The organism is Bartonella massiliensis (assembly GCF_902150025.1).
Lineage (GTDB): Bacteria > Pseudomonadota > Alphaproteobacteria > Rhizobiales > Rhizobiaceae > Bartonella > Bartonella massiliensis.
Genome location: NZ_CABFVS010000015.1, coordinates 14167 through 38868, shown reverse-complemented (window position 1 = coordinate 38868; position 24702 = coordinate 14167). Strand labels below are relative to the sequence as shown.

Annotated in this window: 15 protein-coding genes and 1 pseudogene; 6 read left to right on the top strand and 10 right to left on the bottom strand. The window is 36.9% G+C overall.

Annotated features, from left to right (window positions below):
- The first annotated feature begins 268 nt into the window (after positions 1-268).
- Positions 269-769: a type III secretion system chaperone family protein gene (locus FNZ60_RS03850; protein WP_142416439.1), complete on the top strand. Its 501-nt coding sequence runs from the start codon at positions 269-271 to the stop codon at positions 767-769.
- A gap of 46 nt (positions 770-815) precedes the next feature.
- Here the strand turns inward: FNZ60_RS03850 and FNZ60_RS03845 are convergent, their stop codons facing one another.
- Both FNZ60_RS03845 and FNZ60_RS03840 read right to left on the bottom strand, forming a co-directional pair.
- Positions 816-2156, bottom strand: a complete 1341-nt coding sequence (locus FNZ60_RS03845; protein ID WP_142416381.1) for an ATP-binding protein — start codon at positions 2154-2156, stop codon at positions 816-818.
- A gap of 8 nt (positions 2157-2164) precedes the next feature.
- The gene (locus FNZ60_RS03840) at positions 2165-2869 is read right to left on the bottom strand and encodes a response regulator (RefSeq protein WP_142416380.1); all 705 of its coding nucleotides are present in this window, start codon (positions 2867-2869) and stop codon (positions 2165-2167) included.
- Positions 2870-3015: 146 nt separating this feature from the next.
- Here FNZ60_RS03840 and FNZ60_RS03835 point away from each other — a divergent pair, with 146 nt between their 5' ends.
- Positions 3016-3666, top strand: a complete 651-nt coding sequence (locus FNZ60_RS03835; protein ID WP_142416379.1) for an MBL fold metallo-hydrolase — start codon at positions 3016-3018, stop codon at positions 3664-3666.
- 59 nt (positions 3667-3725) lie between these two features.
- Here FNZ60_RS03835 and FNZ60_RS03830 read toward each other — a convergent pair whose 3' ends face one another.
- The 3 genes from FNZ60_RS03830 to FNZ60_RS03820 all read right to left on the bottom strand — a co-directional run bounded on the left by FNZ60_RS03830 (position 3726) and on the right by FNZ60_RS03820 (position 8690).
- Positions 3726-4448, bottom strand: coding sequence for a BA14K family protein (locus FNZ60_RS03830; RefSeq protein ID WP_142416378.1), 723 nt, complete (start codon positions 4446-4448; stop codon positions 3726-3728).
- Positions 4449-5983: 1535 nt separating this feature from the next.
- Positions 5984-8119, bottom strand: coding sequence for an excinuclease ABC subunit UvrB (gene uvrB, locus FNZ60_RS03825; protein WP_142416377.1), 2136 nt, complete (start codon positions 8117-8119; stop codon positions 5984-5986).
- Positions 8120-8369: 250 nt separating this feature from the next.
- Positions 8370-8690, bottom strand: coding sequence for an SH3 domain-containing protein (locus FNZ60_RS03820; protein WP_185913469.1), 321 nt, complete (start codon positions 8688-8690; stop codon positions 8370-8372).
- A 335-nt stretch (positions 8691-9025) separates the two neighbouring features.
- Here FNZ60_RS03820 and greA point away from each other — a divergent pair, with 335 nt between their 5' ends.
- Complete coding sequence (gene greA / locus FNZ60_RS03815; protein WP_142416376.1) at positions 9026-9499, top strand: transcription elongation factor GreA; 474 nt, start codon at positions 9026-9028, stop codon at positions 9497-9499.
- A 14-nt stretch (positions 9500-9513) separates the two neighbouring features.
- Positions 9514-10572, top strand: a complete 1059-nt coding sequence (locus FNZ60_RS03810; protein ID WP_142416375.1) for a glycosyltransferase family 4 protein — start codon at positions 9514-9516, stop codon at positions 10570-10572.
- A gap of 1161 nt (positions 10573-11733) precedes the next feature.
- On the opposite strand, the gene FNZ60_RS03805 is transcribed toward FNZ60_RS03810, so the two are convergent.
- The gene (locus FNZ60_RS03805) at positions 11734-13128 is read right to left on the bottom strand and encodes a TrkH family potassium uptake protein (RefSeq protein ID WP_142416374.1); all 1395 of its coding nucleotides are present in this window, start codon (positions 13126-13128) and stop codon (positions 11734-11736) included.
- A gap of 314 nt (positions 13129-13442) precedes the next feature.
- Here FNZ60_RS03805 and trxB point away from each other — a divergent pair, with 314 nt between their 5' ends.
- Both trxB and FNZ60_RS03795 read left to right on the top strand, forming a co-directional pair.
- On the top strand, positions 13443-14399 hold the full coding sequence (gene trxB, locus FNZ60_RS03800; protein WP_142416373.1) for a thioredoxin-disulfide reductase: 957 nt from the start codon (positions 13443-13445) through the stop codon (positions 14397-14399).
- Positions 14400-14441: 42 nt separating this feature from the next.
- The gene (locus FNZ60_RS03795) at positions 14442-15347 is read left to right on the top strand and encodes a LysR family transcriptional regulator (protein ID WP_142416372.1); all 906 of its coding nucleotides are present in this window, start codon (positions 14442-14444) and stop codon (positions 15345-15347) included.
- 1360 nt (positions 15348-16707) lie between these two features.
- Here the strand turns inward: FNZ60_RS03795 and FNZ60_RS10075 are convergent.
- From FNZ60_RS10075 to carB, 4 genes and pseudogenes are all read right to left on the bottom strand, one after another.
- Positions 16708-16929: pseudogene (locus FNZ60_RS10075) on the bottom strand (Arm DNA-binding domain-containing protein); the annotation flags it as partial.
- A gap of 2139 nt (positions 16930-19068) precedes the next feature.
- A complete protein-coding gene (locus tag FNZ60_RS03780; RefSeq protein WP_142416371.1) occupies positions 19069-20271 on the bottom strand; it encodes a pyridoxal phosphate-dependent aminotransferase in 1203 nt (400 codons plus the stop codon).
- 347 nt (positions 20272-20618) lie between these two features.
- Positions 20619-20828, bottom strand: coding sequence for a cold-shock protein (locus tag FNZ60_RS03775; protein WP_142416370.1), 210 nt, complete (start codon positions 20826-20828; stop codon positions 20619-20621).
- Positions 20829-21073: 245 nt separating this feature from the next.
- Positions 21074-24559 (bottom strand): carbamoyl-phosphate synthase large subunit, encoded by a 3486-nt coding sequence (gene carB / locus FNZ60_RS03770; RefSeq protein ID WP_142416369.1) that lies wholly within the window; start codon positions 24557-24559, stop codon positions 21074-21076.
- Positions 24560-24702: the final 143 nt, after the last annotated feature.

Below are 24702 nucleotides of genomic sequence, written 5' to 3'. Positions count from 1 at the left end.
CTAAAAATACATTTTTTGAATCAGGGGGGGCTGGCGCTATGAAATTGTATCAATACACTGAAAAGACTTGATGATTCGTTTTATGATTATCTGGTTGCCCTCAAAGAGTACGCCTCCAAGCGTGTGGGTGTGTTCTGGGTATTTGTGTATTGTCGATGTCTTTAATGTGTAATTGTTTGGTGTAAAGATTCTGATTGTAGCAAAATATTGTTACAGTTTAGGTATTTTATATTTTGTTGACGATGTTTTAAGATGATTGAGGATTATGATGAGGCTTGCATTTTGCGCCACAGAGAGAAAAGAGCATCCTGTTGACTTTATTGAACAGATAGCTTGTGAATATGATTGGTCGTTTGAGCGGGATGCACAAGATGAAATTAGCGTTTGTGTGGAAGGAAAACGAGCAAATTATCGTCTTGCTTTTTCATGGATGGAAGAGCAGGAAGCACTTCATTTGGCATGTTCATTTGATCTTTCTATTGAAAATGCTCGAACAGCCGAAATACAGCGTTTATTACTAGCGATTAATGAGAAATTGTTGTTGGGACATTTTGATTACTGGCAAAGGAATAATTCGGTTATTTATCGACAAGGTCTTCTTTTGGCTGGGGGGGTGCATCCATCTCATATACAGGTTGAAACATTGTTGATACATGCACTTAAAGTCTGTGAAAGCCATTATGTTGCCTTTCAGATGGTCGCTTTATCAGGAGAAAACGCTTACAAAGCACTGCAATACACTTTATTTGAAACTGTAGGGAATGCCTAAAATATCAAGTCTGTTATTTTTTACAGATGTTTTTCTGAAATATTGCTCATAGGGGGATATCGAGAATAGCGCGTAAACCCCCCAGAGGGCTCTCATCGAGTTGTATATTGCCGCCATGGCTTCGTGCTATGTTTTGAGCAATAGAAAGGCCAAGTCCTGTTCCACTTTCATCTTGATTTCGTGCTTTATCAATTCTAAAAAATGGTTTAAAAACTTCTGTTCGCATATCTTTATGAATCCCAGGTCCATCATCATCGATGATCAATATAAAGGATTCTTGTTGAGAGTGAGCCGTTAGTTTTACGGTTGTGCCATAACAAAATGCATTCGAGACAAGATTGTTGACCAAGCGTGTGAAAGCCCAGGGGCGTACTTGTATCTCTGTAGGGCCTTCAATGGTGTAGGAAAATTGACGTTTGTGAAGATGAGCATCGGCAGAGAATTTTTGCATAAGAGCATTGAGGTCAAAGGTTTTAACACTTTCACTTCCTTCACCACGGGCAAAAGCAAGATAATCTTCTAACATATTTTGCATATCACTGACATCTTGCTCAAGTGGTTTAATATCAAAATCAGTATTTGCTAATGCTAACTGAAGTTTAAAACGTGTCAGAATAGTTCTTAAATCATGGCTTACACCTGAGAGCATCATAGTGCGTTGTTCTATCTGACGTTCAATTCGTTCGCGCATGCGCAAGAAAGCAATACTAGCACGACGAACTTCATCGGCTCCTTGTGGTTGAAATCCTTTTGGTAAAGGACGACCACGCCCAAAACTTTCAGCCGCTTCAGCAAGTTGTTGAATGGGTTTTATTTGGTTGCGTAAGAAATAAATTGCTATCAGCAATAACACAAGAGCAGTTCCTACCATCCAGCTTAAAAAAATAGCCGTATTGGAAGCATAAGCTTGACTGCGTGGTGCAAAGACGCGCAAGATGCTGTGACCAAGGTGAATACGGATTTCAACAAGGTCAGAATCCCCTACGGTATCAATCCAGAAGGGACGATTAATTTGGCGGGTGATTTCTTCACTGAGAAAATAATCAAGAATTGCAAAAAATGGCTTAGGTCCTGGAGGAGGAAGAGGGGCAGGAGAGAGAATAGAAATATTTAGTTCCATACGTTGTTGTGCAATACGTTTGATATCTTCATAGTTATCTTTTTGCGGATATGTTTCAATAATATCAATAATAGCTGCAATATCATGCACAACAGCTGTTGAAAGACGCTCAGTTACCATTTGCCAATGACGTTCCATAAAGACATAAGCAATGACTGTTTGCAAAAGCACCATGGGAGCAATAATAATGATCAAAGAGCGAGCATAAAGCCGTTTAGGCATCTTTTTCGTTAACCATCGAAAAAAAAGTCTTAAAGGTTTAGTCATTCTGGCGCCTATTCAATTGAGAGCTTATACCCTATTCCTCGCACGGTTTGGAGCCATATAGGCAGGGCTGGATTTTTTTCGATCTTACGACGAAGGCGGTTGATTTGTACATCAATGGCACGTTCACTAATCGTGTTTTCATCCATTGCAAATTGATGACGCGGAATAATGTCACCAGCATTTTCAGCAAAAATGACCATCATTTTTTGTTCTTTATCGGTTAACTTAATAACTTCTCCTCCCCTTTTAAGTTCACGCCGTGAAATTGAAAATATATAAGGACCAAAAACGATTTGCTCAATTTTAGGTTGGGATAGGGGGAAACCGCGTCGTAAAATGGCGTTGATGCGAAGGAGAAGTTCACGAGGATCAAACGGCTTGGCGAGATAATCATCTGCGCCTGCTTCTAATCCACGGATACGACTGTCTGTTTCTGATAAAGCTGTTAGCATGAGGATAGGAACATCTTTTGTTTGGCGCAGTGAATGGGTAAGATTAAGACCATTTTCACCAGGCATCATGACATCAACGATAAGAAGATCAAAATCTAAACTTGCCAATAGTCGTCTTGCTTGATTGGCATTGGCTGAAACGGAAACACGAAATCCATTTTTAATGAGAAACTGAAATAAAAGATTGCGAATACGTGTATCATCATCAATCACAAGAAGGTGAGGGGCATCGTCACACAAAACTTGAACGTGATTGGTCATTCTTCAAAACCTTTAAATTATTTTTAAAAAAGATTTAACTTTACATAAGTTGCATAAAGCTGTCGAGCAGGCTATCCTATAGAAAGAAGGAAATGTTTCTTGTAAGCTTAAGTAATCTTGAAAAATTTATTTTTGAAAAGGGTTTCATGAGTCACTTTAGTACACATATTATCCCGGTTACGTCTTTTCAGCAAAATTGTACTCTGCTTTTTGATGAGAAACAAAAAAGTGGCGTTTTAGTGGATCCTGGTGGAGATTGGCTTCGAATTCAAGAAGTCATTAAAGAAAAGGGGGTTACCGTTGAAGCGATTTGGATAACACATGGTCATTTTGATCATGTGGGGGCAGCAATGCAAGCAAAAGAGGCTCTTGGCGTTAAAATTATCGGTTCACATTGTGATGATAAACCTGTAATGGATGCTGTGGTTGAGAGTGCAAGAAGCTATGGTATCACGGATGCTTCTGTTTGTATTCCGGATCAATGGTTAGAAGATGGCGATAGTGTCCATTTTGCTGAACATGTATTCCAAGTTTTTCATACACCAGGGCATTCTCCTGGTCATGTGATTTATTTTAATGAAAAACAACGTTTTGCCTTATTGGGTGATGTTCTCTTTCGTGGTTCTATCGGACGTACAGATTTTCCTTTTTGTTCTCATGAAAAATTGATGAAATCACTTCAAGAAAAAGTTTTACCTTTAGGGGATGATGTCCGTTTCATCTGTGGGCATGGTCCTGGGAGTCATCTAGGCTATGAGCGTCAGTGGAATCCTTTCCTTCAAGAATTTAATACATAACCCAAAAACGCTTGAAAGCGTTTTTGGGTTATTTAAAATTTTTTAGCAAAACAAAGATATTAGTTCAATGGAGCATAACAAAAGTGGTCTCGTCCATCATAGCCTCGAAAAGTACCTGTTTGGGGGTTGAATGAACGGTACTTTTTCTTGCAATATTGAAGCCAGCCACGAGTCCACGGTTGCTGAAGAGGTTGGCCCGTTACTGTTGACTGAACTTCATAAATGACTTGGCTTTCTGGAACTTGCTGATAGATCACTTGCGGAACTTCTTGATATATGACCTGTCTTTGTGGCACGGGTTGATAGATAACTTGTGGCTGTTCTGGTTTTTTCAAAACATTGCCAAGAATTGCCCCGGCCGCAAGACCCAGAATACCTGTTGCTAAAGCATCTCCTGAGTTATCACGGGTTACATGATGTTCATGTATATGATGATGTGTTGTCTTTTTGCGTTCAACATAACGGTATGTTTTGCGCTCAACATGGTGACGATTATGTTCGCGTCTTTTATGGTCCACATGATAATGGGGATGAGTATGAGAAGAGTGATGTTTTTCAACAGTAGAATGGGTCTTAGAATGATAAGAAGGGAAATAGGAATTCATTTCTCTCCTCATATCGTTCATTTGCTTATCCATATTTTTTCTCATATCATTTATTTGCCTATCAATATGATTTTCACTATGCATCCATGTCATATCCGCAAGCGCTGTATTGAGTGGCATCAAAATGGTTGCTGCTGATACCGCTGATAATACCGCTTGTTTAGTAGATTTTCTCATAGCGACACTCCTTAACTTAAATTCATATTTTTTCATATCATACACGTGACAAACTGAATATAATCTGAACAACTTTTGACTTTATTTTGACAAAACGAATAAAGAGCTATTTGGTTGACAAAAAATGATAAAATAAACGGAAAATAAAAATCTCTTTTCATAAAAAATACATCTATTAATATTAATTGATTAAGAATCATATTTATAAAATCTCATTTTTTACAAGAGTAACAAAACTTTTTATTGAATAGATAAATCTTGCATCATATGATACCCTATAACTAAAAAAATATAAATCAAAAAAAGCACCAATGTTATCATAGGCTCATCATATTATAATGAGGGGATATGTTATATTTTTTAAGCACGTAGATCATTATTTACTTTTTGATAAGTTCAATTTTTTCGGTAGACGTGGAAGAAAAATGAGAAAGATTAAAGCACTTTTCTTTTAAGGATTTGCAATTTTCTGCAGAAAAGAGCAAATGGTTATCGTAAAGATTTTTAAATGAAGTTTTCGTCTCTATTTCACCGTGATGTTGTTTATATGTTTTTTAGAACTGTTTGTTGTTTTTTATTAACAAAGAGCAGGTAGAAAAAGAGGTGCTTTGTAGAGAAAATTTAAGAATCCTATTGCTTATTTTTATGGATATATTCCTCACATTTTAAAATACATTAAACGAGCATATTTTTTGATTAATAAACAATAATGCTATATGAAGACATTAAAAGAATAGTTCTCATTGTAAAGGTCGTTTTGAAATGGTTTTACTCTTTTCAAAAGCATTCGTTTGCAATGTTTCTTAATAAAAATTCTGTATTGCTTTAAGCTATTATTCCATAGTTCCTTCAAAGATATATTTCTTATGTAAAATAAAATGCTATTATATTGTGAGTTTATGTGCTGACTAAACAAACTTGTCGCTCTCAACTTCATTTTAGCATATTGCATCATAAATGATATGCAGCATTATCTTTACACTTAATAAAAAGATAAGGGTGATGACATCGTTATATTTATGAATAGCATGTATAAGCCCTTCATTTTGCAATCGGTCTTAGTATTGAGAGAATTTGGAAAAGATGAAAATCTTTTTCTTAAATGGATGTTAGTTAAATGCGCGTTGCTTTTGATTTGGTGTAAGTCGAACGTTTTTGTGTCTCATCATGAATAGGTTTGAAATGAGAAAATCTCATAGTATTTGGGATTCTTATGTACTCTGAAAAGCGATCAGTTATATTGATAAATTAATTTTTATGGTTATAAAAATATTCTCTTTAATTTGTTATTACTGATTAAGAATTTATAAATGTTTTTTAGAAAAGCTTACAGTTTTTATAATATGTTTAAATAAGAAAAACTGTCTAAAAAGACTCATATTTGAAGTTTTTTAAAGTATTTTTTTTCGTTACATGAGATACTTTTCTTTGTTTCTTTGATTTTTCGAAACGTTGATATCTATGGATGAACCTTTGTGATTTAAGATTTGTATCACTGAAGAGTTAATGGGATTATGGATAGGATGTTTGCTGCGTTACTTTAAGGGCTCATCGGCAATTACGAGTTCTATTTTCTGGAGTTGTTTTATTTCATCACGAAGTTTTGCAGCTTCTTCAAAATTAAGATCTGCTGCTGCTTTACGCATTCGTTTTTCCAGAGATTGAATATGGCTTGCTAAATTGTTACGATCCATATTATTTTGCGTGATAAAATCAGAAATATTTGAAGGAGTTTGATAGTTTTCACTTCCTGCATTGAGAATATCGTCGATATTTTTTTTGATACTGGTTGGTGTGATATGGTGCTCTTTATTGTAAGCTATCTGTTTTTGTCGACGTCTTTGTGTTTCTTGTAAAGCACGTTCTATAGAGCCCGTAATGGTATCTGCATAAAGAATAACGTGACCATCTACATTGCGTGCGGCACGCCCGATGGTTTGGATGAGCGAGGTTTCTGAACGCAAAAAACCCTCTTTATCGGCATCTAGTATGGCAACAAAACCGCATTCTGGAATATCTAAACCTTCTCGAAGGAGGTTGATCCCAATGAGGACATCAAAGGTACCAAGTCGCAGATCACGAAGAATTTCAATACGCTCTAATGTATCAATGTCAGAATGCATATAGCGTACGCGAATACCTTGTTCGTGGAGATATTCCGTTAAATCTTCGGCCATACGCTTGGTTAGAACAGTGACCAATGTACGGTGGCCTTTTTGAATTGTTTTACGAATTTCACTTACCACATCATCGACTTGAGTGCGTGCTGGACGAATTTCTGTTTCTGGATCAACAAGTCCTGTTGGACGAATAATTTGTTCAGCAAAAATGCCATGGGATTGTTCTATTTCCCAGCGTCCTGGTGTTGCAGAGACAGCAATCGTTTGTGGGCGCATAGCATCCCATTCTTCAAAGCGTAAAGGACGGTTGTCCATACAGGAGGGGAGGCGAAAACCATATTCTGCTAGAGTGGCTTTTCTGCGAAAGTCACCGCGATACATGCCGCCAATTTGGGGAATAGTTACATGGCTTTCATCGATAAAAACAAGAGCATTGAGTGGAATATATTCGAATAAGGTTGGTGGTGGTTCACCAGGATTTCGTCCGGTTAAATAACGTGAATAATTTTCAATTCCTGGACATGAGCCTGTTGTTTCTAACATTTCTAAATCAAAAGTTGTACGCTGTTCTAAGCGTTGTGCTTCTAAAAGACGTCCAGCAGCATTTAATTCATCAAGACGTTGAACGAGTTCTTTTTTGATCGATTTCATTGCTTGATTTAAGGTTGGACGGGGTATGACGTAGTGTGAATTGGCATAAATTTTAATAGATTGAAGGTCATCTGTTTTTTGTCCTGTTAGAGGATCAAATTCGGTAATTTTTTCTACTTCATCACCAAAAAGCGAGATACGCCAAGCACGATCTTCAAGGTGAGCAGGAAAAATTTCAATGGTATCTCCTCGCACACGAAAGGAACCACGAACGAAATTAATGTCTTGTCGATAATACTGTTGAGAAACTAAATCAGCCAAGAATTTTCGTTGATTGAGTTTTTCCCCTTTTTCTATTTGGAAGGTCATCGCCGTATAGGTTTCTACGGAACCAATTCCGTAGATACAAGAGACAGATGCAACGATGATAACGTCATCACGCTCTAAGACAGCACGTGTTGCAGCATGGCGCATCCGGTCAATTTGTTCATTAATAGAGGATTCTTTTTCGATATAAGTGTCAGAACGTGCCACATAGGCTTCTGGTTGATAATAGTCATAATAAGAAACAAAATATTCGACAGCGTTGTGAGGAAAAAAGCTTTTAAATTCTCCGTAAAGTTGTGCGGCAAGCGTTTTATTAGGGGCTAAGATGAGAGCTGGACGTTGTATTTTTTCAATGACTTTCGCCATTGTATAGGTCTTTCCTGAACCAGTAACCCCCAAAAGCACTTGTGTACGTTCATCTTTTTCAATTCCATCAACCAGAGTTTTAATGGCTTGAGGTTGATCGCCTGCTGGTTTAAAGGATGTTTTGAGTTGAAATGGAATACCGCCTTCAGATTTTTCAGGACGAATAGGGCGGTGAGGTGTCCATAATGCACCATTCTTAAAAAGAGGATTACCTGAAGCAATGAGAGCAGAGAGAGCTTCTACGGTCGCAGTAACACCATTTTTCATTGTTGTATCCTTTGATAGATAAAGTTCTGATAATTTTAAAGGAAATATGAATTTTTACAATTTCATGACGCTAACGGCAAAACGTGATTGAGCAGATTTATTTTGGTTTACTAGAGTTTTCATAAGGATATTGATCAAGTTTTTTCTATGAGACGAATTCTTTGAAAGGGAATATTTGTGGTTGTTCGCGGATATTATTGCATTTTAGCCGTGATGATAATGCTCAAGAGAGCATAGGGTATTATAGCTGTTATGGAGAATAATCATATGAAGTATGTTTTGAAATTAAAGAGGTTATGTATGCGTTATAAAGATCGTTTCCATTTTTAAATGAAAGATAACGAGATGACACCCAACCTGTTTGAGTGTTATATCGGATATGACACCAGTTTCCTTTACAGTTTTTAACAAAAACCAACTCTCCAGCAGAGATTAGGCCAAAAAGTGCATATTGAGTGCTGGGCCCTGTTCTAAAATTAAGATTTGTTGTCACAAAAGCATCTGCTGCCTTCGATATTGTAGGGGCTAAAAAGAAAGAGGCAATCATAAAAAAAATGATGAGTTTTTTCATTTTTCTGCAAAGAATTTCTTTAAAAATTATCCTTCTCTCTCCATATCCCGTACGATTTCTTTTTCTAGATTATGATAAAACAAAAAAAAGTACAATTCTTTCTTCTTTAGAAGAATGTAAAGAAGGAGAGTGAAGTTGAACGTTTTAAAGACCAAAATGAGATGTTTTAAACACTATTAGTGCATGTTTTGTTTCTTTTATTTATTTTTATATGGAAAACAGGCATACTGTGCTATATAATAAAAAAGATCGTAGTTTTCGGATTCCAAAAGTAATTTTGGAAGCCGTTTTTTGTATTTTTATTAAACCTTCCGTGTAATAGAAAGGGACGGATTATGGAAAAAGTTCCGATGACTACAACTGGTTTTGAAAGTCTTAAAGAAGAGTTGCGTTGGCGTCAACAACAGGAACGTCCAAGAATTATTGAAGCAATTTCTGAGGCGCGTGCACATGGTGATTTGTCTGAAAATGCCGAGTATCATGCTGCTAAAGAAGCACAAAGCCATAATGAGGGGCGTATCAATGAGCTTGAAGATTATATTGCGCGGGCAGAAGTTATAGATGTATCCCGTCTTTCAGGCGACAAAATCAAATTTGGAGCGACCATTAAACTCTTGGATGAGGATACTGAAGAAAAAAAGGTGTATCAGATTGTAGGGGATCAAGAAGCTGATGTAAAGATTGGTAAAATCTCTATTTCTTCACCGATTGCACGTGCACTCATTGGCAAGCAAGAGGGTGATGTGATTGAAGTTAATGCGCCCGGTGGCGCGCATAATTACGAAATCATTAAGGTTCAGTACATCTAAATATCTAAATAGTTATGCGTGTATCTTTGCAAGAAACGGAAATTATTGTGCCTCACTTTAAAAAGCGTTTGTCTGGAGTAACATCTACGGTTATTCAGCTTATTCCATTACAGCGCCAACAGGGGGTGCGTATATCCACTTTTGGCTTTGGACTTCCAAAGAATTTGCCAGCTCTTGCTTTTAAGGATCTTTTTGGACTTTGGAAAAGTCCGAAAGGGAAGTCATTTCGTATTTGGCATGCAAGGCGCAATATTGAGATGCTTTGTGGGATTTTGTTGCGTGATGTCTTGCGTATGAAGCTGAAACTTGTCTTTACATCCGCTTCACAACGTCATCATAAGTCTTTTACCAAATGGTTGCTTCGGCGTATGGATAAGGTGATTGCTACAAGTGTGCAGACGGGATCTTATCTAGAAGTACCTCATAGAGTTATTATGCATGGGGTGGATGTGAAGCGTTTTACGTCACCCCAGACTCTTGATGATTCTTTTTCCTCGACAGAATTTCCAGGAAAATATGCGGTGGGATGTTTTGGCCGTGTGCGCAGCTCAAAGGGAACAGATTTATTTGTTGATTCCATGATAGCATTATTGCCACGCTATCCTGAGTGGACAGCACTTATTGCTGGTCGAACGACAGAACAACATTATAAATTTGAAAAAGAATTACGTCGAAAGGTTGCTAAAGCAGGTTTGGATGATCGCATTATTTTTCTTGGTGAGATTCTGGATACACCTTTGTGGTATCGTCGTTTATCGCTTTATGTTGCACCTTCTCGTACAGAAGGTTTTGGTTTAACGCCCTTAGAGGCAATGGCATCACAGGTTGCGGTTGTAACGAGTGATGCAGGAGCTTATAAAGAATTGGTGGTGGAGGGAACCGGAACAGTTGTTAAAGCAGGAGATGGGGGGGCTTTAACAGAAGCCCTTGAACCTTATTTTGCGGATGTAGAAGAAACATTGGCAGCCGGAAAAAAAGCTTTAACCCATGTACGTGCGCACTTTCCTTTGGAAAAAGAGGCAAGAGAGATCGAAAATGTTTACAAAGAACTGTTTGCGGAAAAAACAGTTTAATATTATATAAAAAGTCTTTTTGGGAATGATAAAACGTGCTTTTCTTGAAGGTTATTTCATAATCACCAAGAAAAATAGCGCACTGATATAAATGTTATTTTACAAAATTTATCTTGTCTTTAATAAAATGTTGTAAAGATTTCCCAAAATTTTGGATAAAAGACTAAAAATGTCTATGCTTGAGAGCGATATATGACTTGTGATAAAGTATACGCAGAGCAAGAAAAGTCACTCCTATGATATATTCAAAATAAGGCAATAATACGTTAGCTAAAATCTGGAAATTTATGCACTATCTTAACGGTGTCGTGCTGATATTGTGCGTTTTATAGGACTAAATAGATAATAAAAAATGTTTTCTGATCTTTAAAAAGATAATGATGGTATTTTTTATAAGAGAAGATTTCTAACCCTAGTCTTTTCATGGATAAAATAGTCATACATATTTTCAATAAATTCATAATAAGAAGGATCTAAATCAATATATTGATTCATAGAGATAATTTACCTTTTCAATTTGAATAAGAGCTTTGAATATCGTAAGATTTTTTTATGTCAAATCTGTTGATGTTCAATCAATGAGAGTTCTCCTTTTGCACATCACAATTGGAAGATGGCATGGGGTGGATAAAAACGATTAAAGACAAGGGGTAAAGAGATTTCTTATAAATTGTCTGAAATACTGGTTGTTACAACATTAACAGAAAAAAATAGTATGGCGTTAATTTTATATCTTTCATGTGGGGGGCGTAAAATAGGGTGATGGATATTGTGAGATATCTTTTTATAAGTTTATAAATTCGTTATTTAATAGCATTTTATTTTTTATAAGGACTGTGCTCTATTAAAGAGAAAAAACGTTTGATCAGCGAATATTCATCTTGTTTGCATGGAGAGATTATTCGTAAAAAAGAATATTCTATGGGTGTATTTTTATTTAATAAAGAACGCAGCAAAGTGAAGTATTATATGTTATGGTTTTGAAAGCTATAGACACTTGATTGTTTTTTCCGAAATATTTTTATATCCCTTATTTTTATGCGATGGTGTGTTTGAAATTTTAGAAAATCTTCAATCGGTTGAGTGAAAATTATTCCGTATATTGTTCATGGCTTTTTATATTATCAATTTCTTTATCACGGGAGAATAAAATACTCTACATTAGAATTGTTCACGCCAGAAAGCGGGAATAAAAAGGACGAATATTGTTATGATTTCAAGGCGTCCAGCTAACATCAGAAAACTTAAAATCCATAAAGCATTATCGTTGATTGTAGAAAAGTTACCAACGGGGCCAATAATATCTCCAAAACCTGGCCCAACATTTGAAAGTGCGGTTAAGACGCCTGTAAAGGCAGAGATAAAGTCAAGACCGGTTGTAAGTAAAAGTGCTGTGCCGATAACAAGGCAGAACATATAAAGACAGACAAAAAACAAAACGGCTTGAGCAACGTCGTTTGATATGTTTGAATGATCGTAGCGCGCTTTTACAATGACATTAGGAGAAAGAAGCTTTTCTATATTTGTTTGTGTAATACGCCAAAGAATAATGAGGCGATTGATTTTCATGCCACCAGAAGTAGAACCAGCACATCCCCCTGTAAAAGAAACAATGAAGAAAATTCCAAGCGCAAACGGTCCCCAAAGTTGGTAATCTTCAGCGCTGTAACCAGTGGTGCTAATAATGGATGAAAGGTGAAAAATGGCATCAAGAAAAATCACGTGAAAAGCACGATGATCATGAAACCGTAGCCATGCTGCTAAAGCAAAGCTAAAAAGGAGAACAATAGAGAGAAAAACAACCACTTGTGGATCAAGGAAGCGTTTGGAGTGTCCTGGAAGGACTAATTTAACATAAAGCACGAATGGCAAAGCAGAAAGCAACATGAAAATTGTTGAAATAATTAAGATGGCTGGTGTATCAGAAAAATAGCCAAAAGAAGCATCGTGCGTTGAAAAACCAGCGGTTGCGATTGTACTCATTGCATGGTTAATGGCATCAAATAAATTCATGCCTGCAGCAAAATAAGAAAGCATACAAGCCAACGTGAGTCCAACATAAGCAATGATAATTCCGTTAGCAATTTGGTTGATGCGAGGCAATATTTTTTCAGATTTATCAGATGATTCCATATGAAACAATCGCACCCCCCCTACACGCAGTGAAGGCAAAAGCAAAAGGGCTAAGCCGATAAAACCAATGCCTCCAATCCAGCATATAATAGAGCGCCATAACAAAATGCTTCGCGATAAATTATCAAGACCAGAAAGGACTGTGGAGCCTGTTGTTGTGATTCCAGAAACAGATTCAAAGATGGCTCCTGCTAGAGAAATGGGAAGAGAAGAAAGATAAAGAGGTAAGGCACCCACGATGCTTCCTGTGAGCCAAAGACAAACAGTAAGCATAAAGCCAAGCCGTGCTGAAAAACGACAAGTAGCTCCCTTCGTTGCTAAAAGAATCAGTGTCGCTAACATGGTGGTTATGGCACAAGAATAGAGAAAGATTATCCAATTACGGTTGTTGTCATGCAAATCCACCAGAATTGGCAGAAGCATCGCTCCTGCCATGATTAAGGCAAAACGTGCACAGACATTAATAATAAACTGAAAAATGACCGTTCCCTATCTTTCGTATCTCTTTTTATTATGGTTTTGTGCTCATAAGAATTTACGTTTTTCTCTTTATAGGATAAAGATCAATTCTTAAACATTAGCATACCTTAATGAATTGGTAATCAGACCTTTTCATAAAACTTGAAAAGAAGTATATATACAACATAATTGAGGCTATTGAAAAATGTTTTTTTAAAAAGGCTGCATTCCGTTATCATTTATAGAATTATTAAGTTGTAAAAGGTGAAGGGGATTTAATGATACAATCGCATGTTCGTCTGCTGATTATTGGCTCAGGTCCGGCTGGTTATACAGCGGCAGTCTATGCGGCAAGAGCAATGCTCAAGCCAGTCTTAGTGACAGGTTTGCAGCAGGGGGGGCAATTAACAATTACAACGGATGTCGAAAATTATCCAGGTTTTGCTGATCACATTCAAGGCCCATGGCTAATGGAACAAATGGCAAAACAAGCTGAGAATATGGGGACAAAAATTGTTTATGATACGATTACAAAAGCAGATTTATTGAAGTATCCTTTTGTTTTATATGGGGATTTAGGAACACAATATTCTTGTGATGCCTTGATTATTGCGACAGGAGCTCAAGCGCGCTGGCTTGGTTTAGAAAGTGAACAGACTTTTATGGGCGGTGGTGTTTCTGCTTGTGCTACATGTGATGGTTTTTTTTATCGGGGTAAGGATGTTATTGTTGTAGGAGGCGGTAATACGGCCGTTGAAGAAGCCCTTTATTTATCGCATATAGCAAAAAGTGTAACTGTTGTTCATCGGCGAGAACAATTTCGGGCAGAGAAAATTTTGCAAGATAGGTTGCTGACTTGTAATAATGTACGTGTTCTTTGGAATCATGTGGTCGAAGAAATTGTGGGGCTACCAGCTCAGGGAGCGAAGGGAGCTGTTGTAACCGGGGCACGTTTGAAAAATGTTAAAACAGGTCACGAGATAAAAGTAGAAGCAGAGGGAATATTTATTGCTATTGGGCATGATCCTGCTGTGTCTCTATTTGAAGGACAACTGAAACAAAAACGAGGTGGCTATTTATGGACGGCACCGGATTCAACAGCAACAAGTATTGCTGGTGTTTTTGCTGCAGGGGATGTAACAGATGACACATTTCGTCAAGCTGTAACAGCTGCGGGAAGGGGATGTATGGCAGCATTGGAAGCAGAGCGGTTTTTAGATAGATCTAAGCATTAATAATTCATTGAAAACATAGAGAATCTAGAGGTAGAATTAATTGTGGCGTCACCGTTGGATTGGGATAAGTTAAGGGTTTTTCATGCTGCGGCAGAGGCGGGATCGTTTACGCATGCTGCTCAAAAGCTTCATTTATCCCAATCAGCAGTTTCACGACAGGTTGCGGCTTTAGAACAAGAGGTTGGGGTCTCTTTATTCAAGCGTCATGCACGTGGTTTGATTCTTACAGAACAAGGAGAAACTCTTTATCGTACAGCTCATGATGTTTTGATGAAGCTTGAAAATGTACGTTTGCAATTAAGTGAAAGCTATGCAAAACCAACAGGACACTTGCGTGTGACTTCGACCTTTGGAATGGGGGCAGGGTGGATTGCAGAACGTATGCCAGAATTTCTTAGTCTTTATCCAGATATGCAGGTTCAGCTTTTGCTTTCCGATGAAGAACTTGATTTGACAATGTGTCATGCAGATTGTGCTGTTCGCTTACATCGTCCCCAACAGCCTGATCTTATACAAAGAAAATTATTTACAATTCATATGCATGTTTATGCTTCGGAAAAATATATTGCAAATTATGGAAAACCGGAAAAATTATCTGAGCTCGATGAGCATCGTATTATTTCGTTTGGTGAACCTGTTCCCCCTTATTTATCTGGTTTAAATTGGTTGGAAAAAGCTGGTAGAAGTGATGGATCATTGCGCACTTCAGTCCTACAAATCAACAATATTATTTCAATAAAGAATGCGCTTATGCGCGATCTTGGGATTGCTGTGCTGCCTGATTATATTGTCAATAATGATGAGCACTTAGTGCGTCTTTTTCCTGACATGGTTGATATTCCTTCTTTTGATACCTTTTTTTGTTATCCTTATAATTTAAAAAATTTGGCAAGGTTAAATGCTTTTCGAGATTATATTTTTTTGAAAGCGCGTCAGTGGTCTTTTTAATATTCATGCCTTAATTTATAAGGAATAATTAATTATTTCGCACTTTGAGACTTTCGTAATATTCTTTCGTTTCAAATTTTCTCCCTATTAAAATAATGAGAAACATTCATTGTATGATATTTTAAATGCCCAACTTATTGATTTAATAATGATAATCCATCGTTATTTATATTGAATTAGCAGTTTTAGTACCTTAAGTTTTTCTCATTCCAAGCCTGTTGATATCGAAACAATCAAATTACTTTCTTGCACGTCACAAGCGGGGGAACATGTGGATAAAAATTGTATAAGAGGTATGTTTTTTCATGAACTGTCTCAAGTTCCAAGTACTGTCAAGACATGTTAGGGCTGGTACAAGTGTGTGATGGTGCCGGCTTTTTCTTTCACAAGCGTAATAATGGGGGGCTCAATAGAGTTTTATATTATTTCATGGGGGCTTTATTGTTAGACCATTCACGGGTGCCGCTGCAGAATAGACTTGGCTACCTTAAGAAATGTTTCTTAAAAACAAACGTGTGAATTGGCAACGCAATTAATTCGATTTAGGGCAATTTATTTTACATGAAGATTGAAGGGTGTAACCCCATTAAAGAATGCGATAAACAAAAGCGTAAAGCAATAAGCAATCTTTTATTATTTAAAGGATATTTCTCTAGAGACTTTTGAAATCTGTAAAGCAGAACTAAAGAATGATAGTAAAGATGGGAACGGATTCCTATCCTTAAAATTTCATATTTGTTCAAATGAGATTGTCTGCTGTTTTGAGAAATTACACGAATAGAGAGACACAATACTCTTGTTCTCATCTAGCATATAAAAGCTGATAGAGTTCTTAAAGCGCTGAATTGTCTTAATATTTATCTCAAATATGCTGCGACGTTGGGATTGAGTGTTGATTAACAAACAGCAGAAAAAGCATGTACTCTCTTAGAGAAAAAAATACCATAAAACACGAGACTCTTATAAATTGGAGAGATACTGCAATTTTTTACAAAATGCTTTGCCAAACAATAATCATAACACAACTGATTTTACATTTGCTTATTCTTGCAAGGGGATGTGCCTTTCCCTTATGTCATCTTCATAAAATCAGGTTGCGGGTGATATTTGGATTATCCTTGGTTTAAGAATGCGAAAGGTTAACAGGATACGATAACAGAGTTTCGTGTGTCAGTATCATTAGAGGTATGAGAAATTTTGCAACAAGTGCGCCTACCTTCTCATAATGATTTCTTTTTTCTGCTAGAGATCGCAGTTATTTAGCTGATAACTGTATGTCAAAGTATATGAGAAAAATAAATTTAAATTTTTTCTGCATGGGTTTCACTCTAGTTTATGGGATTGGTTTGCTGAAACAACCGATGCCTCTCAATTGGTTTGCATATTCGCGCGTTTGTTTTAAAGAAATATTTCGCAACGCCCCCAAGCTGATTTCGCGACATCGCTCGTGATGGTATAACGATAAATCCATTGAGCACCCCCATCTTTACGCTTATGAAGAAGCAGGCCGGCACCGTCAACTATTTGCTAGCCCCCAATGTTGCGACAGACCTTGGCACGTAAGATGGTTCATAAGAGCCATTTTTATTATACAAATTTTATCCACACACTCATCCCGCTTGTTATATGCAAATGAGAGGTTTTGATTGATTCAAGATAAAGAGATTTGAAATGGGAGGATCTTACGTTATTCGGGTCTCTCATTCAATATGAATAATGCTATATTATCATTATAAATCAATGTCTTGCCTAAGGATGCTGAGATTATTTTTTTAGGTCATACGGAGGAAGGCGTTCGTGTGGATAAACATTTTTTCAGAAAGGCATAGAGCATTCGTAAAATGTCTTTTATAAATGCTCTCAAATAGTAAAGGCTTGACGAATATTGAAAACTGATAAGCGTATAAGGGTAACTTCTTTCTATTGAATTAAAAAGAGTGAAATATGATTGAGAGTAATTTAAAGCTATGTGTTTATTGCATAGCAGATACGCTTAAGTCTTTATTGTGCTTCTGCTTATAAAATGACATATGATGTTATCTCTTGATTATGTTGCCTCCCATTGCATTTTCTTGAGTGTTCCCTTACGAAGATCTGTCAGATTGAGTTTATCTCTGAGGATTTTCCAAATTTGCCGGACATTTGTCCGGCTTTTTTTTATTTCCGAAACAGTTCCTAGAAATTGCAATGCATGAGAAGATTGATAATAAGAAATTTTGCAATTTATGGATATCCAACAATTTTTTTTAAGAATACTGAAGTTCAATAAGGAATTTGGGAGCGATTTATTCTATTGTACTACGAAAATTCTATCTTTATGGGCATGATATAAAGCATGTAAAACTTTTACATGAAGTGTTTTTTACGAGAGTATGAGGTGAATATTAAGGGCTTTTTCGAAAAAAAACTTCAGAAGTAAATCAATTGATTAGTAGATATAACTTAAGAAAAATTGAACTATTTATACAGTGGAAAAAGATAAGCTCTTCTTCATTTTAAGCTGAAGAGGAATCTGAGAAAAAGAAAAGGTTTAATTAAGGAGCATTTAATTATAAGGGCGCTTATATTAAAAGTACGAGGTCTTTTTTAGTATTATAGTTGAATAGAGAAGGAAGTTTTATCATTTCACGCGCTTCTTTAAGTGGTGTTTTGCAGTGGGCTCCAGCCTTACGGCATCTATAAATAACGTAAAATTTGTGACCAAGAGCTATAAGGTTTTTTGTGTAGAGCTATTTGTATTCATGAAGAAACAGGTTAAGCATTAACATTTTTTTATCAGCTTTCAATAGTTATGCTTTCTTTTTATTGGAGAGAGAAAGGTATTTTGGTTCTTTTTTAGTGTTTTGATCCACAGATTCAATCTTTTTTGATGAGAAAGACAACGATTTTGATTAGTTTCAGATGAATAATAGATCTGAAACAAGAGAATCTTGCAAGAGGGATAATACAAGTTAAAAATCAAAGCATTATAATCAGTAAGTATTTTTCTATATATCATTTATTATAACTTAATGTGACTATAAAATATAATATGATTTGTATTGCTCTTGGAGAAAATAAAGAGATATGAAATTTAAATCAGTTCAGTTTCATAAGAGGGGTGAAGGACCGCGATAGACCTTCATTTGGAGGGAAATATTATACGATATAAATTTTGCTTGAGGGGCTTTGGTTTATAATTTCTCATATGAGATATATGTTCAAAAATGATAAAAAAACTAAATTTTTTTAATGTATAAAAATATCTCTTTTCTAGAAATTTCTCTGTATATGGAAAAAATATTGATTATAATTCAACTAAAATTTGCGTGAAGAATGTTCTTATCTATAAATTAAAAAAAATGTAGATATAGTAAGCTGTATCTGAAATTTTTATTTTTATCGTGCATTTATAACAACAAACGCAATCGTCACTTTCTTTAAGTGAGGTGAGGAGAAACAAAATAATTTCTTAATTTGAATTTCTCTATTAATCTTGAAATTTATGTTTTGGATAGAGAAAGCTGAACAGTTTTTTTTCATCTCTCATGACAATAGACTAATCATTTATTTGATCGTCGGATTTTTTGTAATCTTTATCTGCAGCTTCTATTTTTTGCTATATTTATTCATAAATATTTTTGCTGAATCGGTAGGCTCTGTCCTGAAGAGAGCTTTTGATATTTTCCTGAATAGATCGATATTTAGCAAAAAAGGATCACAAGAGATGATGTTAAAATTTTTAAATTAAACTATTGCAAAAGCGTTGGATACGTGTGCAAGCTTCTTCAAGTAATTTTTCTGATGTTGCATAAGAAATACGAAAAGCAGATCCAAGCCCAAAAGCAGATCCTTGGACGACCGCAACAGCTTCTGTTTCTAGAAGCGCTATAGCAAAGTCTTCATCATTCTTAATATATTGGCCGTTCGGTGTTTTTTTGCCAATAAGTTCTGCGCAAGAAGGGTAAACATAAAAAGCACCTTCGGGGGTTGGACAATGAATTCCAGGAGTTTGGTTTAGCATAGAGACAACGAGATCACGGCGTGCTTGAAAAATACTTTTATTTTTAACAATAAAGTCTTGCGGCCCATTGAGTGCTTCAACAGCAGCCCATTGTGAAATAACACTCGTGCCAGATGTTTGCTGACCTTGAATAACATCCATTGCTTTAATGAGTTCTGGTGGGCCACCGGCATAACCGATCCTCCAGCCCGTCATCGCATAGGCTTTAGAAACGCCATTCATTGTGAGTGTACGCTCATAAAGTGCGGGTTCTACTTGAGCGGGGGTCACAAAGGTAAAATCTTCATACGTGAGATGTTCATAGATATCATCAGAAAGGATATAGACATGAGGATATTTTACTAAAACATCCGTGAGGCTTTTCAATTCATTATATGTATAAGCGGCACCTGATGGATTTGAAGGAGAGTTAAAGATGAACCATTTTGTTTTGGGAGTAATGGCCGCTTCAAGCTCTTGTGGTTGGAGTTTATAAGAAAATTCGGCTTTTGTTTCTAAAAAGACAGGTGTACCATCATTAAGAGCAACCATTTCTGGATAACTCACCCAATAAGGGGATGGAATGATGACTTCATCTCCTTTATTCAAAGTTGCCATCAATGCATTAAAGAGAATTTGTTTTCCACCGGTACCAACAATAATTTGTTCTGGTTGGTAAAGAAGGTTATTTTCTCTTTTAAACTTGGCAGAAATTGCTTGACGTAATTCGGGAATTCCAGATATAGGAGGGTATTTTGTTTCTCCCCTTCGGATAGCTTCAATGGCCGCGTTTTTTATGTTGTCTGGGGTATCAAAGTCTGGTTCTCCAGCACTTAAAGCAATAACATCGCGCCCTAATGTTTTTAAGTGACGGGCCTTTTGGGAAGCAGCAATTGTTGCAGAAGGTTTGATACGAGACAGCTTGTCGGCAATAAAAGCCATAATTTAAAATCCTTATATTATATCAACAAATGGTTATTTGCTTTAAGGATATTCTATAAGAGATTATATTGTATGCAATAAAAAACTTCTAAAATACTTTGATACAGATTTTATATTCTTCTTTTTTGAGGTTTTTACAAGGTCATTTCCTATTAGATTTTATGAAAGTTTTAGGAGAAGCATAGGAATGTCTTGATAAATTGTGTAAAATAAATAAGCAGAGCTTTCTTTTAACAAGGTCAATTTTTTTTTACACAAAATAAAAAAATCTTCATCTGTAATGACGAAGATTTTTAAATAAAATAAAGCCGGACAAAACGTCCGGCAAATATTGCAGAATTTAAATTTTAAAGAGCTGCGAGGTTGCTAGCGGCAAATTTTCCTGAACGACGATCTTGAAGAACATCGTAAGAAATCTTTTGTCCTTCATTAAGATTGCTTAGACCAGAACGCTCAACAGCGGAAATGTGTACAAATACGTCTGCACTGCCATCACTAGGCTGAATGAATCCGAAACCTTTTGTTGTATTAAACCACTTAACTGTTCCTGTAGACATAGGAAACTCCTTAGATATATAATTATATTGTGTACTGAAGTTATAATTCTTCAATACGGTTGTAAATCGAAATTAGGTGGGAGAGGTTTCGTCAAAAGCGCAGAACGCACAGGAAAGAAAGTCACGTAACCGAAAATTCGATAGAACTCATATAGAAGTCTTGAGAATAAAAAGCAAGCTTTAATTGCTGTTTTTATACAAAGAAAAAATCGAAAAAGCATATGTTTTTCCACATAGCAAGAAATTCAACTGAAATAACTTTGCAGGGAATGTACTTCAAGGCGCTTTTTTTTGAGTGCTTTGATCGCTTCTACGACGGCTTCAGCCCCTGCTATTGTTGTATAATAGGGAACATTTTGCATGAGTGCGGCATAGCGTAATGATTTGGAGTCTGAGATGGCACTGGCTGTGCTAGTTGTATTAAAAATCAGTTGAATTTGGCGATTCCGAATAGCATCTTCAATATGTGGATGTCCCTCTAAAACTTTGTTGATTTTTTTTGCCTCAACATGATGTTCAGTGAGAAATTTTTGTGTTCCACTTGTGGCAACAACAGAAAAGCCAAGCTCTGTTAAACGTTTGACAGGATTTAAGATGCGTTTTTTGTCTTCATCTCTTACAGAAACGAATAAAGTTCCCTCCTTAGGGAGTTTTACACCAGCTCCAAGTTGCGCTTTAGCAAAAGCAAGCGCAAACTCATAGTCAAGCCCCATAACTTCACCGGTTGAGCGCATTTCTGGGCCAAGAAGAGTATCAACACCTGAAAAACGGGCAAAAGGAAACACGGCTTCTTTGACGGCAATATGTTGTTTTTTCTGCGAAGAAGGTAATCCACCATAAGCTTGGAGAGCATCGTGTAGCGTTTCTCCTGCCATAATACGTGCAGCCATTTTAGCAATAGGACGACCAATTGTCTTTGCAACAAATGGTACGGTCCGTGAAGCACGGGGATTGACTTCTAAGACATAAATGGTGTCCTCTTTAATGGCATATTGTACATTGATTAAGCCACGAACATGCAGTGCTTGTGCTAGTGCTTTGGTTTGGCGCTCTAATTTAGCGACGATGCTATGTGAGAGCGTATAGACTGGTAGGGAACACGCTGAATCACCAGAGTGGATTCCTGCTTCTTCAATATGCTCCATAATACCAACAACAAGTGTTTCTTTGCCATCACACAGACAATCAACATCGACTTCAATGGCTTCTGTTAGATAGGTGTCAAAGAGAAGCGGGTTTTTACCAAGCAATATATTGATTTGTCCTGTTTTATCGTTGGGATAACGAGCTTTTATATCTTCAGAAATTAATTCAGGAACACTCTCAAGTAAATAATTTTGCAAGCTTCGCTCGTCACGGATAATTTGCATAGCACGTCCTCCTAAAACATAAGAGGGACGTACAACCAATGGGAATCCTAGTTCATGGGCAATAAGACGCGCCTGTTCGATAGAGTGGGCAATGCCATTTTTAGGTTGTGTTAAATTAAGTTTAAAGAGTAGTTTCTGAAAGCGATCTCTATCTTCTGCTAAATCAATGGCATCAGGTGAAGTTCCGAGGATGGGAATGTTGTGTTGTTCGAGAGCGCTTGCTAATTTCAAAGGTGTTTGTCCACCAAATTGGACGATGACTCCAACAAGTTCACCTTTTTCCTGTTCTGCTTCTAAAATAGCGATAACATCTTCTGTTGTTAAAGATTCAAAGTAAAGACGATCAGAGGTATCATAGTCAGTTGAAACGGTTTCAGGATTGCAGTTAATCATAATCGCTTCAAAGCCTGCATCGCGCAGCGCAAAAGCCGCATGGCAGCAACAGTAATCAAATTCAATTCCTTGCCCAATGCGGTTTGGACCACCACCTAAAATAGCAATTTTTTTGCGCTCAGAAACGTGTGCTTCTGAGTGTTCTATACCTGCAAAGGGAACTTCATATGTTGAATACATATAAGCTGTAGGAGAAGAAAATTCAGCAGCACAAGTGTCAATCCGTTTGAAGACTTGTTTAACATTTAGTGATTTTCGTAAAGCAACGATATCATCGGGTTCTTGTCCGGTAAGGGTGGCTAATCGCGCATCTGAAAATCCCATAGCTTTCAACATACGTAAGTTATTTGCATCTTGGGGTAATCCATGGATGCGGATACGTTGCTCCATTTCAATGATGGAAGCTATTTGTTCTAAAAACCATGGATCAATTTTGCTGATTTGGTGAATTTCATTTAAGGGTAAGCCTGCACGCATGGCTTGAGCAATATAGCGTAGACGATCAGGGCTTGGTATGGCAATAGCTGAGCGTATAGAACTTTTTTCATCACCTTCAGCATGTTCTGGAATGACAATTTCATCAAGACCAGTAAGACCAGTTTCAAGTCCACGGAGCGCTTTTTGTAATGATTCTTGAAAAGTACGTCCAATGGCCATGACTTCTCCTACAGATTTCATCGCTGTCGTGAGGACAGGTGATGAGCCAGGAAACTTTTCGAAAGCAAAACGCGGAATTTTTGTCACAATATAGTCAATAGAAGGCTCAAATGATGCTGGTGTTTCCCCACCGGTGATATCATTTTTTAATTCATCAAGCGTATAACCAACGGCGAGTTTTGCTGCTACCTTGGCAATGGGAAAACCTGTTGCTTTTGAGGCAAGCGCTGAAGAGCGAGAAACACGCGGATTCATTTCAATAACAATGAGACGCCCATTTTCAGGATTGACAGCAAACTGTACATTGGATCCACCTGTTTCAACACCAATTTCACGCAAGACAGCAATCGAAGCATTGCGCATATATTGATATTCTTTATCTGTTAAGGTCAGAGCAGGGGCTACGGTGATCGAATCACCAGTATGAACCCCCATCGGGTCAATGTTTTCAATAGAACAAACAATGATACAGTTGTCGTTTTTATCACGAACAACTTCCATCTCATATTCTTTCCACCCTAAAACACTTTCTTCAATTAAAACTTCTGTTGTAGGAGAAGCTTCAAGTCCCCGTTCAATAATTTCATAAAATTCAGAACGATTATAAGCGATTCCCCCACCGGTCCCACCAAGGGTAAATGAAGGACGAATAATCGCTGGAAGCCCAACAATATCAAGCGCTTGAACTGCTTTTGCTGTTGCATGAGCGATATAATGTTGTTTCCGATCAGCTTCGGTATGGCGCCAGTTGCGTTCAAGTTCTTCAAGGGCTTTGTTAAGGGCTGCACCAGAAAGTTTCTCTTTAAGTTCAGCACGCGTTTTTGCATGTTGTTGGCGATTTTCTTCTTTTAATTCTGTTGCATTGGCTAACATAGACTTTGGTGTTTCCAAACCGATTTTTGCCATCGCTTGGCGAAATAAAGCACGATCTTCTGCTTTATCAATAGCTTCTGCATTGGCGCCTATCATTTCAACATGATAGTGGTCTAAAATACCCATACGCTTTAATGATAAAGCGGTATTGAGAGCTGTTTGTCCTCCCATGGTTGGTAAAAGGGCATCGGGACGTTCATGAGCAATAATTTTTGCAACAATTTCCGGTGTAATGGGCTCTATATAAGTTGCATCAGCGAGATCTGGATCTGTCATAATCGTGGCAGGATTAGAGTTGACCAAAATAATTCGGTAACCTTCTTCTTTTAATGCTTTACAGGCTTGTGTGCCTGAATAGTCGAATTCACATGCCTGACCAATGATAATAGGTCCTGCTCCGATGATAAGAATAGATTTTATATCTGTGCGTTTGGGCATGGCTTTTTCCTATGACAAATATCCGTGCACGATTGTGGCAAGAAACATATTTAAGTTTTGAGGCTACAGTCATTTTATAAGTTAAGTGACAAAGAAAGTAAGCACTAAAATACCTTTTCCATGTTTTTTTTCATAAAATTGAA